This is a genomic window from Flammeovirga kamogawensis (assembly GCF_018736065.1).
GTDB lineage: Bacteria > Bacteroidota > Bacteroidia > Cytophagales > Flammeovirgaceae > Flammeovirga > Flammeovirga kamogawensis.
On record NZ_CP076129.1, the window covers coordinates 217,059 to 232,655 of the forward strand.

General features: G+C 32.3%; 6 protein-coding genes. 3 read left to right on the top strand and 3 right to left on the bottom strand.

What is annotated here, in order from left to right; translation table 11 throughout:
- Positions 1–35 precede the first annotated feature (35 nt).
- Positions 36–8,084 (bottom strand): PKD domain-containing protein, encoded by an 8,049-nt coding sequence (locus KM029_RS19930; protein WP_144076606.1) that lies wholly within the window; start codon positions 8,082–8,084, stop codon positions 36–38.
- A 12-nt stretch (positions 8,085–8,096) separates the two neighbouring features.
- Entirely contained in the window at positions 8,097–9,161 is a 1,065-nt protein-coding gene (locus KM029_RS19935) for a PorP/SprF family type IX secretion system membrane protein (RefSeq protein ID WP_144076607.1), read from the bottom strand.
- Positions 9,162–9,602: 441 nt separating this feature from the next.
- Between KM029_RS19935 and KM029_RS19940 the strand changes: the two genes are divergently transcribed.
- Together KM029_RS19940 and KM029_RS19945 are read left to right on the top strand one after the other, a co-directional pair.
- On the top strand, positions 9,603–11,885 hold the full coding sequence (locus KM029_RS19940; protein WP_144076608.1) for a GH92 family glycosyl hydrolase: 2,283 nt from the start codon (positions 9,603–9,605) through the stop codon (positions 11,883–11,885).
- A gap of 31 nt (positions 11,886–11,916) precedes the next feature.
- The gene (locus KM029_RS19945; protein ID WP_144076609.1) at positions 11,917–14,223 is read left to right on the top strand and encodes a GH92 family glycosyl hydrolase; all 2,307 of its coding nucleotides are present in this window, start codon (positions 11,917–11,919) and stop codon (positions 14,221–14,223) included.
- A gap of 54 nt (positions 14,224–14,277) precedes the next feature.
- Here the strand turns inward: KM029_RS19945 and KM029_RS19950 are convergent, their stop codons facing one another.
- Positions 14,278–15,072, bottom strand: coding sequence for a hypothetical protein (locus KM029_RS19950; protein WP_144076610.1), 795 nt, complete (start codon positions 15,070–15,072; stop codon positions 14,278–14,280).
- Positions 15,073–15,173: 101 nt separating this feature from the next.
- Here KM029_RS19950 and KM029_RS19955 point away from each other — a divergent pair, with 101 nt between their 5' ends.
- Positions 15,174–15,410, top strand: coding sequence for a VF530 family protein (locus tag KM029_RS19955; protein WP_144076611.1), 237 nt, complete (start codon positions 15,174–15,176; stop codon positions 15,408–15,410).
- The last annotated feature ends 187 nt before the right edge of the window (positions 15,411–15,597 follow it).

Here is a 15,597-nt window from a genome sequence, read left to right on the forward strand (position 1 = left end):
TATCGCTAACTATCTGATGTTATATTACTTATTTATCAATTAATTACAGTAATATGATTTGCTTGTCTATGATGTTTACCATCTAATTCACTTATATATTCAACTATCACAGAGTAAACACCACCAGGTACAATTTTTCCTTTATGCATTCCATTCCAACCATTTCCTTCTTTTCTGGCATCATCAGAATTTGTGTAAACTCTATTAAATATAATCTCGCCCCAACGGTTATAAATATTCAATTTAATATCAAGGGCATATTTTGAACGGATTAAAAATTCTTCATTTAAACCATCTCCATTTGGAGTCATAGCTGTTGGCGTAAATACTCTTGGCGGACAGATATCATCAACAAATACACTAGTTGTAATTTCACAATCAGTAGGGTTTGTTGTATCAATTATTGTAACTGTATACTCTCCCTCTTCTTCTCTAATTACACTTGCAGTAGTTTCTCCAGTATCTTCCCAATAATAGACAAAGTTGTTTCCTTCAGGAGCTGCTAAAGTAATTTCAAACTCTGTTTCAAAACAGATAACTGTATCTGTAACAGCAAATCCATTTGGTATAGGTCTGTGTATTACTTCGTACTCTTGTTCAAAAGTACATATTTTTCCACTTTCATGTTCAACTGTATTAATCACAGAATAAATTCCAGGGGTAGAGACAGTAATTGTAGAAGTATTTTCATTCGTTGACCAAATATAATTTTCTAAGATATTATCGTAATTACTTACTCTTGCATCTAATAAGACATCAGTACCTTCGCAGACTTCATAAACTAGTTGTTCCGTTTTTATTTGAGGGATTACAAATACGGTTACAGAGTCGTAAGAAATACAACCTGTCTCGTTTATTACCTTCACAATATATGTTTCGTCTTCAATTGGGCTAACTGTAATTTCAGGAGTAGTTTCTTTAGTGTTCTCCCATAAATATGCAATTCCACCTTCTATTTTAAGAGTTGTTTGTTCACCTTCACAGATATATAGATCTTCTGTTAAGATAGGAGTTGGTGTATCGTAGATTGTAATTTGACTTTCGAATTGTACTGGACATCCCTTTTCTGATGTTACTTCAAGTAAGACTCTATAAGTACCACTTGCTTTATATTGATAACTTGGAGATACTTCTTCATTTGTCCAATTTGGTGTGGTACCATTATAATCAAAATCCCATTTAATAGAGGAAATTTGATTTGCATTTGATTGTATTTCATTTCCTAAATAAGATGATAAATTATCAAACACCGCAATATCAGTAATACAAATATTTTCAGTAGAAAAACGAACTTGTGGTAATTGATGAACTAAAACTGTATTGGTGAATACTTCAGAAGAACACCCTCCAACAGGAGTTACTGTTAATTCTACAGTATGATTTCCATCTGTTGGAAAAATATAATTTAAAGTTGAAGAAGTAGTAGTAGTATCACCAAAGCTGCCTAAATTCCAATAATACTCAACATCAAGACCATCATAATCAATAGCACTTGATGATGCATCTAATATTGATGTTTCATTAAGACAAACTTCATTAGCAATAAAATTTGCCGTTGTTGTAGGTGCAATAACTTCTATTGTTGTAGTTGTTGCACATTGTGTAGGGTACGTATTATCGGTTATTGTTACTGTATAAAAGCCACCTTTGTTACGTTGAACCGATTGGGTAGTTTCCCCAGTATCTTCCCAATAATAACTAAAGTTACTGCCAACAGTGGCATCTAAACGAATTGGTCCAGAAGAAAAACAGAAAACAGTATCAGAAGAAACAAAACCAGCAGGGTTAGGTCGATGAATAACTTGATATTCTTGTTGGAAAGTACAAGTTTTACCACTTTCATGTTCCACAGTATTAGTAACAGAATAAGTGCCTGGTTCAGCTACCGTAATTGTTGCCGAGCTTTCGTTTGTAGACCATTGATAATTTTCTGTTACATTATCATACTCTCCAATTCTAGCGTCAAGTATTACTTCGGTTCCTTCACATACTTCATAAACTAGTTGTGTTGTTTTAATTTTTGGAATAACAAATACGGTTACAGAATCATAGCTAATACAACCGTGTTCATTTATAACTTTAACAACATATGTTTCATCTGCAATCGGAGATACATTGATTGTAGAAGTAGTTTCTGAAGTGTTTTCCCATAAATAAGCAACACCTCCCATAATTTCTAAGTTAGTATTTTCACCTTCACAGATATATAAATCTTCAGATATAATAGGAGTGGGTAATTCAAAAATAGTAACTGATTTCTCTATTTGTTGTGAACACCCTTTATCTGTTATAATTTCTAATAAAACATTGTAAGTACCAGAGTCTGCATAAACATGTGTTGGTGATAATTCATTACTTGACCAATTTGGAGTGCTGCCATCGTAATCAAAATCCCAATTAATAGCTGTAATATTTGTGTTAGATGCAGTAATGGTTGAACCTAAATAAGTTGTTAGGTTATTAAAAACTACAGTTTCATTAAAACAGACATCTCCTGCTGAGAAATTGACTACAGGTAACTCATTAACAATAACATTTTGATTAATTGTTGGAGATGGACATCCGTTTACAGGAACAACAGTTAATGCTACATCATGATTTCCATCTTCTGGGAAAGCATATTTTAGAGAAGGTGTTATTGTCACCGTATCTTTATGAGTACCTAATTCCCAATGGTATTCAACTTCTAAACCACCATAATCTACTGTACTAGCAGCAGCATCAAAAATTGTAGTATCACCAAAACAGACTTCATTAGAAGTAAAAGATGCAATAGATGAAGGAGCAATAACTTCAATACTAGAAGTAGTTGCACAATTAGTTGGGTATGTATTATCAGTTACTGTTACTGTATAAATACCTGCACTTGTTCTTTGTACAGTAGAAGTTGTTTCCCCAGTGTCTTCCCATAAATAGCTAAAATTTGGATTGGTAGGTGCTGCTAAAGTAATAGGTCCGTTATCAAAACAATAAACAGTATCTTTTTCAATTTCTCCTGGATTAGCATGAAATTCTACATTCACAGTTTTTGTGAAAATACAGATTTTTCCATCTAAATGTGTAACAGTATTTGTAACATTATATATACCAGAAGTAGTAACCTTAATCGTTTCTGATGTTTCTCCAGTAGACCACTCTATAACTTCTTGGGTGTTTTCATAAGCAGCAATATTTGCGGTTAAAGTTATTGTATCTCCTTCACAAGCTTCTTCAAAAGTTGAAGTTTGCTCAAACTCTGGTATAACAAAAATTGTTACAGAATCTTTACTTAAACAACCAAAATTATTTAGCACATCAACATAGAAAGTACTATCACTAGTAGGTGTAACTGTAATAGATCTTGTTGTTTCTCCAGTACTCCAAGTAAATGATGTCCCGCCTAAAACAGAGAGATCAATGCTTTCTCCTTCGCAAATATATTGGTCTTCATCAGGAGTTATTGTTGGTAGTTCATAAATTTCTATGTCTTTAATGACAGAATCTACACAACCTTCTAATGTATATACTTCTAATTTTATTTTATGTAAACCATCTTCAGTAAACTCAAAAGTAGGAGAGATGTCTGTTGAATTTGGTGTTTGAGGAATATTTTCATCATAATCAAAATACCATGCTACACTATTTATTATTGATGGATCTGAGGTGATAGTAGAACCTTCGAAAGTTGAAGTGTTTTCAAAAATAGATTCTTCACCTAAACAAACTGAAGGTGCATTAAAGTCTACAATTGGTAAAGGCTTTATAATTATGTCTTTATTAATAGTATTTGATGCACAACTATTATTACTTTCTACAGTAAGCGTCACATTGTATGTACCTTCTGTTGCAAACTTTAAACTTAAATTTGGTGTAGTAGTAATAGTATCTTTTACAGAAGGAATTACCCAATGATAAAATGTAATTGTTCCTCTACTATAACTTCCAAAGTCACTCGTACTTGCATCTAAAATAAGAGAATCGCTTAAGCATACTGGAGTATTGCTTGTAAAATCAGCAATTGGTTGAGGGTCAAAAACTACTGTAAATGTATCTGAATCAAAGGCAACCTCTTCTACAAAACTTTTAGAACCATCTAGTTTATCTGTATATGTAGCTTCTAACCATGATTTGATTATATAAGTTTTACCATCGGTATCATCTGGATTGATTGTAAAAGGAGTATCTGTTGTCCCGTAAGTAAAAGTTGCGTTATCCAAATCTCCATTATCTGCTGAAGGTATAATAGCATCATCTACATACCATTGATATTTTGTAATTGCTGTATAGCTATAATTTGTTTCGTCAATATTAGCAGGAGTAAAAGTATCATCTGATACGATCAAAGTAGTATCTCCATCTGTAATACATCTTGTGATATCCCCAACAGTTCTATTAGGTTCAGTTAATATCTGAATTCGTTCACTGGAATTAGCAGGGTATTCACAGCCATTATTATCTCTAAATATTAAAGCTGGTAATGCATCACGATCGCCTAAAGAAGTAGTTAGGTATGTAAAACTAAAGTTTTCACTACTCGTTTCACTGTACCCATCACCTGAGAACCAGATGTAATCAATTAATGTAGGGTCTACATCATCGCTTATATAAGAAGGAGTTCCTTCAAAATCTACATTAAAAGGTGCGTAGCCAGCTTTTCTAGAAATAGCTAATTCACCTCTTACACCACCTACTTTAATATTTAAAATTTCAGATGTATAAGTACAACCTTGTTCGTCTTCAACACTTAGCTGAACAGTATATTCACCAGCGTCAAAAAAGTAATCAAAATTACCTGTGTCTTTAGTGTAAAATTCATTTAATGTGACATCTCTAGTAATATGCCATGTCCATGATTCAATTTCTATTGTATCGCCATTAACATCAAACCTCGGTAGAGAATTTCCATCTTTACCATTTGCATAATCTAAAAATGAAATAGATCCTCTACAAGCAAGTTCTTGAGCTGAAGATGAAAAATCTGCTATTCCTATTGGTAATTCAGGTACAGTGATTTCTATATTATCTGTACCAGTACAGCCATAGGTATCCGTTACTAATAAACGTAAAGTTTGCAGACCAGGATCTAAATCAGAGAATTTAAAAATGACATTATTACCTCCTCTATTTTCAGTGAAAGTTGTAATTTCAGTCTCACCAGAACCTTCAACTTTAAACCATTGATATGTAGTCTTATTATTAGTTGGTTTGAAAACTTTTCCTCTATCTAATTTAGGATCTATATATGTTTCCACTTCATCACAAAGAAAATTATACGAAGCATAAGTGGTGGTAGCATCATTTAAATCAATTTCTGGCATTGTCACTTTAACCGTCTTCGAAGATTCTTTCTCGCAAGCATCAGAAATCATTTTAAAATTGACCGTGTAATTATTATTTTGATCGTTTAATAACTCTGTGAAATTATATGTAATTGATTCTTGTAAATTATTTTCATCACCAGAAATAGTATAAAAAGTTGTTCCGTTACCAACAATTGTCCATTCCCATGTATACGCACTTAAATTTGAAATATTTGTAGTTACAGTATATATAGCATCGTCTGTAGTAGTACCATCATAACAAAAATGATCTTCCCCTTGTACTTCTTGAGTAATATCGAATGAATAGACGTTTATCGGGCCTTTTGTATCAGTATCTGAACATCCATCAGCAAATATAATTTCAACACTTACAGTGTAAGTACCATCATCAATAAAACTGGCATTTGGTTCGAAAGTATATTTATCAAAACCAATAAGTGCATATTCTGCTGTTGTTAACTCCGTTCCATTACGCGTTAAAGACCATGTAAAAGTACCATCACTATTGACAATACCACTGCCAGGGTTAAAAATCTTTGTTTCGTTTGCACAAATACCAACAGATGAAGTGCCATTCCAAGTAATATCAGCGGCAGGGTTTGCATTTATTCTATATGTATTATCATAAATATCTTCACAACCAGCGGTGTTTTTTGCAGTAAGAGTTATAGTGTAATCTATATCAGTCGATAAGTTAGTGACAGGAATTTCATCTACTAAATTAAAGGTTGCAGTACTTGCTGTCGTAAAATTATAAGTATTTCCATCAACATTTACTTGCCATTCAAAAGGGGCATCAGCATTTAATGAATTATTGATAATTTCTAAAGAATTAGGATCACAATTGTCAGTTAAATTAAATTCAAATTCTGCATATGGTCCTTCAATGTCAAATTGTTTCATAACAACAGGAGATGAAGTACAACCTTTATATGTAGCTCTTAAAGAAACATCAACTGTTCCTAAAGTTTGTATATTTTCATAAAAATTTGAGCCATTTCCATTTGCATCGTTAGAAACAGTCCATCCGCCTCCTGCTACATATTGCCATTCATAAATTACTTCATTTCTATTAATTCCTAGAGCAGCAAGATCTGTAGTGTTTGTAAATGTATTGGTAGTTTGATTACATATTAAAGGGGAATCTACTGTGAAATCAGGAGTAATTTCTAAACCTACTTCAATATCATACTCTTCTGTTGCTGTACATCCATCAACAGTTTCAACTTCTAATTCAAAGTGATAGTCACCATGTTGAGTAGTATTAAAATTATAAATAAGATTGGTACTTGTAGCAAATGGATTTCCATCTTTTGTTATTGTCCAATTGGTAGAGACTACATCAGCTAAATCAATAGTGTTGCCAAATACTCTTAGATCAAATGATAAATCAGAATTGAAAGTAACACAACCTTGATCACCATTACTACTATAAATAGTTGCATTTATCCTTCTTGCCCTTACGGTAAAGTTATCTAAAACACATTCTTCTCCATTTTTTGTTGCGACTAATTCAATAAAATAACTTGTTCCAAAATTAGTAAAAGTAAAATTAGCAGTTGATAGATTGTCAATTCTCTGATTATCTGATGTTCTCCAAAAATAGTCGAAAGAACTTGGTAGATCACTTATATTATTAGCAGTTAGATTAGTGGTGTAAGGAGCACTACAATATTGATTTTCGCCAGAAATATTAATTGTATTTGGCAATAAATCAGGAATTGTTATTGAAACATCTTCAGTACAACCGTTAAAAGTAGCACTTGCAATTACTGTTGTATTAGCTGAAGTATAATTATGAGTTATGGTTGAGGGTAAAGTTTCCGTTTGTGATGTACCATCTCCAAAATTCCATGTAATTGTTTCTCCATCAAAGGCAGAAGAAAGATTAGAGGTGAAAGTAACATCATAGGTTGCACATGCTGAAGATGGTGTGGAATAATCAAATAAATCAGAGGCCACATTTAACGCTATTATTATTTCTTCTGTAGTTGAACAACCAACTTTTTCACCAGTTACAGAAACTGTAAAATCTTCTCTGTTAGAAGAGGTAAAAGTATGCGAAACATTTGCACCATTAGCTGTAGTACCATCGCCAAAATCCCAAGTATAGTTTACATCACTTTCTGGAGACGAAACTGTAAAGTTTTGGGTTAGAGTACCTGTACAGCTAGAATTATTTGTGGGAGTTACAGAAATCGGAAAGCTTTCTATTATATTAATATAATCACTTTTTTGTACTATAAAATCACAGCCAGCCATTGTTTTACCTTCCATAGTAATAGAATAATTACCATCTCTGTTGAATGTATAACTACCACCGTCGGGTATACTAACGCCATCTACAGTAAATTTAATATCTTGATAATCAAAATCTGCACTAGCATTAAATGTAATTGAAGTTCCTTCACAACCTTCAACAGCTGACGTTGTAAAATCACCATCATCAGGCGTTCCAAGAACTGTGAAATTCCCTGTGATTTCTTTAGAGACACCACCTTCTTTGTATCTACATATTATGCTATTAGGACCTGGATTGTTGATAAATAATGATGCAGGATTTCCAATACCAACACCACCTGTATAAAGCCAAGTAATATCAGTGGCCGTAACACCCCTTAATTCGAAGGTTCCTGTTACCAAATCACATCCTTCAAGAACATCTCCGTTAGTTAAATTATATGTTGTTCCATTAGAAGTTACCACAATCTCCTGACCATTAACAGATAGGATAGTTGAAGATAGTAGTAGTATTAATAGGATAAGTTTGTACAGTTTATTCATGATTTTGACTTGCTAAAAATTAGGAGTAGGACATTTATCAGTTGGTAAGCCAGTTTTTCCTTTTTTGTTTTTCTTTCTATATCCAGGGAAGAAATTAAAATCATATCTCAATGATATTTCATGAGAAGACCCTTCGGATAATTGTAATCCACCAATTGGCATGTCGAAACTATAACCAAAAGTAAATTGCTTCACTTGTATCCCAGACATTATTACTAAGGCGTCATGGTTAAATTGACTTGGATGTTCATTGTCTTTTAAAATTAGACCTCTATACCAAACTCCAAGAATTAAAGGTTTATAATTTAAATTAACTCCTGTACTTAATTGATCTTTTGTACCCTGAGCTTGGTAATGCATCATAAAAGAAACAAACTTGTCATCATAATTTGCAACACTGCCATGCCATCTATATGTTAACGGGATTCTATATCCTGCTTGTGCAGAAAAACGGAGAGGGAGTTTATCGTACCCTTCTTGAAACCTAGTTATAGAAGGTTGATTAATATGATAAAAAGACATTCCAAACCAGAAATTATCTCCATAAAACATAGAACCAAAAGAGATATCAGGATAAATTATAGACTCATTTGAAACTCTATCTTTAGTAGGGTCTCCTGTTATTCCGTCATCATTTATTTGATCGCCAAAAAGTAATTTATAAAAACCTAAAGATGATTGTTCAAAACCTAATTGGAGTCCAAAGCTTAGAGAATATTTTTTATTGATTTTAAATTTATAACCACCAGTAGCATTAAACATGGTACGGTCTAATATCATTCCAGCATTATGACCCATGATATCTTCGTGTATTTGTACACCTAATGAGATGTTTTTAGAAGGTATAGGAGTATCAAAAGCAGACATTATTGTCATATAATTTGATGGTAATCCGGTCCACTGATTTCTATAGTTTAAAGATGCTCTTCCATCTCCAGCAGTACCAACTAATGCGGGGTTTAAATACAAGGGTGCAGCATAATATTGAGACAAATGTGCATCCTGACTAAACGCTACAGAAGTAATGCCTAAAAATAAAAGAAGTAAGTTTTGCTTTAATTTGTTATTGCTATACATGTGTTGAACACCCTTCAAATAGATGCCTTAATTTAATGCTGTTAATTCGTACAATAATTATATAAACAATTCTTGTTCCGAAAATGTAAAGTCATTATTCAAACACTTTCTATTTGTATTTAGTTAAATTGGATTTCTACTAAAGTTATGATGTTAATATTGTGTGAATCAAAGAAAATGAATCAAGTTCACGGTATTATTTAAAGATTAAAAAGTGTTATTAAAATAAACTATTTCTGAAAATCATGAGATAGATCATCATAAATATTCTACTTATTTAAACAAAAGATACTTATTAAACTTAATAATTCTTAACCCATAAAAATGAGTAATTTCTAGCTTTGTTTTTAATAAAATCACCAATATCTTGCAAGTAAGTGCTTGTTTGTGCGTAAATGTGCGTTTTTCAAGTGACAATATTACCAATAATCATACTTTGAAATGAAGAGGAATAGCCTTTTATTACTACAATTAATTCTAATTATCTCTCTGTTTACTTCTTGTAAATCAGACGATAAACCAATTATCAAAGAAAAACCAATTAACAATGTAGATCCATTTATAGGAACTGGCGGAATCGTGCATACTTTTCCGGGTGCAACAATACCATTTTCTATGATACAATTAAGTCCTGATACAGATACAAAAGGATGGAATTGGTGTTCAGGGTATCATTATTCAGATTCTACATTAAAAGGTTTTAGTCATACACATTTAAGTGGTACAGGCTGGTCTGATTTAGGTGATATTTTAGTAATGCCCACTGTTGGAGAATTACAGGTAACGGCAGGAGAAAAAGATAAACCTGACACTGGTTGGAGATCTAGGTTTTCTCATGAAACAGAAAAAGCAGAAGCAGGTTTTTATAAAGTTTACTTAGAAGATTATAATGTAACGGCTGAACTTACAGCTGGTAAACGTGTAGGTTTTCATAAATATGTATTCCCTGAAACTGAAAAGGCAAATATTATTTTTGACCCAACAAATATCATCTTTGGTAAAGTGTTAGAAACAAAGATTGAAACAACTTCGGCAACAGAAATTAGTGGTTATTGCTTAAGTGAAGGTTGGGGAGGAAAGAGGTATGTTTATTTTTCTGCAGAATTTTCTAAGCCATATGATTCTTTTAAAATTACTAAAGCAGGTAATTTTTCTAAACATTTAAAAGTAATTGATAAAGACGTTAAAGGTTTTGCAACATTTAGAACTAGAGCAGGAGAAAGTATAGAAGTTAAAGTTGGTATTTCTGCAGTAAGTGCCAATAGTGCATTAATGAATTTACGTTCTGAAAAAGACAATTCTTTTGCGTTAGCACAATTAAATGCACAGAATGAATGGAATGGAATCTTATCCAAATTTAAAGTAGAAGGAGGAACAAAAGAACAACGTAGAATTTTCTACACTGGTGTTTATCATAATTTTATAGCACCCAATTTATCAATGGACATAGATGGTAAATATGTTGCTTTAGGTAGACAATTTAAGGCAGAGGGTTTTACAAACTATTCTAGTTTTTCTACTTGGGATACTTTTAGAGCTACTAAGCCTTTAATTAGCTTTTTAACTCCACAGTATTCTCAAGATTTTAGTAAGTCTTTAATAGCACGTCATAAAGATGCTGGAGAGCATTTACCATTATGGGAACTTTGCGGTGTTGACAATACTTGTATGATTGGTTATCCATCTGTACCAGTTATTTATGATGCTATTCAGAAGGGTGCTGATATTAATAAAAAAGAAGCATTTGCTGCAATGGATGATATTGCACACTTTAATAAAGTGTCGAGTTCTGATGGCGATGGTGGACTAGATGAATATATTAAATTGGGTTATGTTCCTGCTCATATTCCTAAAAATATTTCAAAAACTTTAGAGTATGCTTACGAGGATTGGGTTATTGCTCAATTAGCTAAAGAAATAGGAGATATAAAAAAGTATGATTATTACATGAAACGTGCGAATAATTTCAGAAATATTTATAACCCTGAAAGGAAAATGTTTTGGCCTAAAAAAGCTAATGGAGAATGGTTTGCTGATATAGTAATGGACCAATGGGAACCATTACAAGATCATTGGATTTCTGGAAATAAATGGGCATACGATTACTTTGTTCCTCACGCAGTAAGTGATTTAATTGAATTAAAAGGTGGAAAAGAAGCATTTGCTGCAGAGTTAGATCATTTATTTAGGGTTGAATTAGATATGAAAGGTGAAGAACATGCAGATATATCTGGTTTTGTAGGTAGTTACGCTCATGGAGACGAGCCAGGACATGCTAATCCATATTTATATAATTATGTTGGTGAAGCGTGGAAAACGCAAGCAATGGTTAGGAAATTAATGGCAGAAATGTATTCAGATAAGCCTGACGGTATGATTAACAACGAAGATTGTGGTCAAATGTCGGCATGGTACATATTCTCTGCAATGGGCTTTTATCCAGTTTGTCCTGGTGATAAAAAATACATTATCGGTTCTCCAATTTTTGATAGAGTAAGCATGGATTTAGGAAATGGAAGAACATTTATTGTTGTTGCAAAGAATAATTCTAATAAAAATAAATACGTTCAATCTTTATCATTAAACGGAAAAGAAATTACAAAAAGTTATATCACGCAAGATCAAATTTCTGAAGGTGGTATTCTAACTTTTGAAATGGGGCCTAAGCCAAATAAAGCATTTGGAGCTAAAGAAGGTGATTTACCAGTTTCAACACTTCAATAAGAGAATTAATTACTATCCTATATTATATCAAATGAAATTTAAAAATTACTTATTAATCACTTTTGTCACTTCTATATTATTTGCCTGTACGCAAAAAGAAGAGAAAAAAGTATTAACCGACTACACAAAGTACGTTAGTACACAAGTTGGTTCATTATCAGATTTTAGATTATCTACAGGGAATACATATCCTGCTGTAGCCACACCTTGGGGAATGAATTTTTGGACGCCTCAAACAAATAATAATGGTGATGGTTGGGCGTATATGTACCAAAAAGATAGTATAAATGGTATTAAACAAACACACCAACCTAGTCCGTGGATAAATGATTATGCTGCATTTTCAATTTTCCCTATGACTGGTGAAGTTAAGTTTAATGAAAAAGACAGACAATCTAAATATTCACATGATAACGAAGTTGCAAAACCTCATTATTATAGCGTTAATTTAGAAACTTATAATACAAAAGCAGAAGTAGCTCCAACAACTAGAGGTGCAATTTTTCAATTTACGTTCCCAAAAACTAAAGATGCAATAGTTTTAGTAGATGGTTACAACCAAGGTTCTTTTGTAAAGATTATACCAGAAGAAAAAAAGATTATTGGTTATGTAACAAACAATCATGGAGGTGTTCCAAAAAACTTTGCTAACTATTATGTTATTCAGTTTGATAAAGAATTTACAACTCAAGGTACTTGGAATGGAAAAGAAGCTACTGCTAATAAAGAGTTGAAAGCGGACAGAACAGCTGGATATGTTAAGTTTAATACAAAAGAAGGTGAGGTAATTACAGCAAGAGTTGCATCATCATTTATTTCTCATGAACAAGCAGAGATTAATCTTTCAAGAGAGATTGGGGACAAATCTTTTGATGAAGTTAAGAATGAAGCACAATATACTTGGAATGAGCAATTTAACCGTTTAAAAGTTGAAGGTGGTTCTGAAAGAAGTATGCAAAATTTCTATACTTCAATGTACCGTACTTTATTGTTCCCTCGTAAGTTTTATGAGTATGATGTTGACAATAAATTAATACATTACTCACCTTATAATGGAGAAGTATTAGATGGTTATATGTTTACTGATAATGGGTTCTGGGATACCTTTAGAGCTGTTTTCCCTTTCTTTACAGTGATGTATCCAGAATTAAATAGCAATATTATGAGCGGTTTAGTGAATACATATAACGAAAGTGGTTGGTTACCAGAATGGGCTTCACCAGGTCATAGAGATTGTATGATTGGTTCTAACTCGGCATCATTAATTGCAGATTCTTATTTAAAAGGAATTAGAGGATACGATGTGGAAACTTTGTATGCTGCTATTATTAAAAATACAAAAAATCACGGTCCTCTAGGTTCAGTTGGTCGAATGGGTGTAGATTATTATAACAACTTAGGGTATATTCCTTACGATGTTGGTATACATGAAAACACGGCTAGAACATTAGAGTATGCTTATGATGATTATTGTATCATGAAATTAGCTGAAGCATTAGGTAAGCCTCAAGCAGAAATTGATCTATTTGCTAAAAGAGCAAACAATTATAAAAATGTATTCGACCCAAGCACAAACTTTATGCGTGCTAAAATGAAAGATGGATCTTGGCAAACACCATTTATTCCAGAAGCATGGGGTGGAGCTTTTACAGAAGGTTCTTCTTGGCATTACACTTGGTCAGTTTTTCATGACCCAGCTGGTTTAGCAAGGTTAATGGGTGGTAAAAAAGCATTTGGTTTAAAACTAGATTCAATATTTACAACACCATCTATTGCAAATCATGATTATTATGGATTTGAAATCCATGAAATTACTGAAATGAAAGTTGCGGATGAAAAATACGGTACTGGTCAATATGCACATGGTAACCAACCAATCCAACATGCTATTTATTTATATGATTATGCAGGTCAACCATGGAAAGCTCAAAAGTGGGCTCGTAAAGTATTAAAAGATTTATATAGCCCAACACCAGATGGCTTATGTGGAGATGAAGACAATGGTCAGACTTCTGCTTGGTATGTATTTTCTGCTTTAGGAATGTATCCAGTTGCTCCTGGTACAAATGAATATGCTATTGGATCTCCAGAATTTGGAAAAGCGACAATGGCATTAGAAAATGGTAAAACATTTACTGTTGTAGCAAACAATAATTCTGATGAGAATGTTTATATCCAATCTGCTACATTAAATGGAAAATCATTTAACAAAACATATTTAACGCACGAACAAATTATGGCAGGTGGTGAACTTGTTTTTGAAATGGGTAATAAGCCAAACAAAGAATGGGGTACTGCAAAAGACAGTGCACCTTACTCTATGTCAGGTAAATTATAATTCGTATCAATAGTTTAATTAGGCTATCAAATTTTGAGTTTGGTAGCCTTTTTTTTATAAAGTAATTCCTAATCCTACTTCGGGGCCTTTTATTGTAGTAGTACCAATTTTTAGAAAACGATATCCTAATTTTACAGACATTCGATTAACATACCATTTCAAGTCTATATTCCCTTCATAAAATTCAGTAGTATCAAAAGATCCAAAGTACCAGTTAGTATAAACGCTAATTGGTTTAATGAAGAATATTTCTGTGCCAACATTAAAATTACCACCATTATAACCATCACCTAAGAAAAGCCTTGAATAACCTGCTCCAAACCATGTGTCTAAACCCGTAAAAGCAAACCGATGATAAGTAGCATTTATATGAATTAAACCTAAATCACTATGTTGGTTTTCAGAAACTTCTTCTCTATAAAAGCTACCTTCAACATCTAAACTAATTTTAGGAATAAAATAGAATGTAAAATGAGAGTTTAAACCATATAGGTTCTTGGATTCGTAAAAACCATTAAATTCTATAATAGAAGAAAAACGAGTAGCTAATTCCTTATTTCGTGTATATCTACCGTATCCTTTTTGCATGTACGGGTATCTTTGTAATTTTATTGGACTGCCGTATCTATTAATTTGAAAATCCTGAGGTGCACCAATTATTAAATATCTGAAAATTGTATAGAGAATATTCATTGTCTCATCATCGTATTCTTTACCATCACCATTTTGCGTACTAGGAGAGGGAGATGACTTTTTGGTTTTAACATCTTTTTCTATCGAGTTTATTTTTCCTTGACCTGCCACATTTAAACTGATAAAAAAGAGTAGTAACAATAGTGTAGTTTTCATATAGAGTGTAGTTGTTTAGAATTATGACAATTTCTGCAACTATTCTGACAATAAAAAATAATAAAGATGGTCTTGAAAAATAGAATTAATACCTTTGTGGTATGGAAGATAAGAATCAGAAACAGCCAAATAACCCACTTCATGGAGTTAAACTAGCTGATATGTTAGAATATTTAGTTGATTATTATGGATGGGATCAGCTTTCACATAGAATAAGAATTAATTGTTTTAGTAATGATCCATCTCTTAAATCAAGTTTAAAGTTTTTAAGAAGAACACCTTGGGCTAGGGAAAAAGTAGAACAACTTTATCTTCAAAAAATAAAAAAACAGAAATAACAAAAAAAGACCAATGAATATCACTGGTCTTTTTCTTATAAACTAAACTAACAAACAAACTTCCAACTAATATTATATAACGAATTACAATTAAGTTATTTCGTTTTTGTTTTCTTTATTGATACTTCAATTACATTATAATTATTTATATAATCAAGTGATTTGTGTAAGTTTTACGCTTTTATTA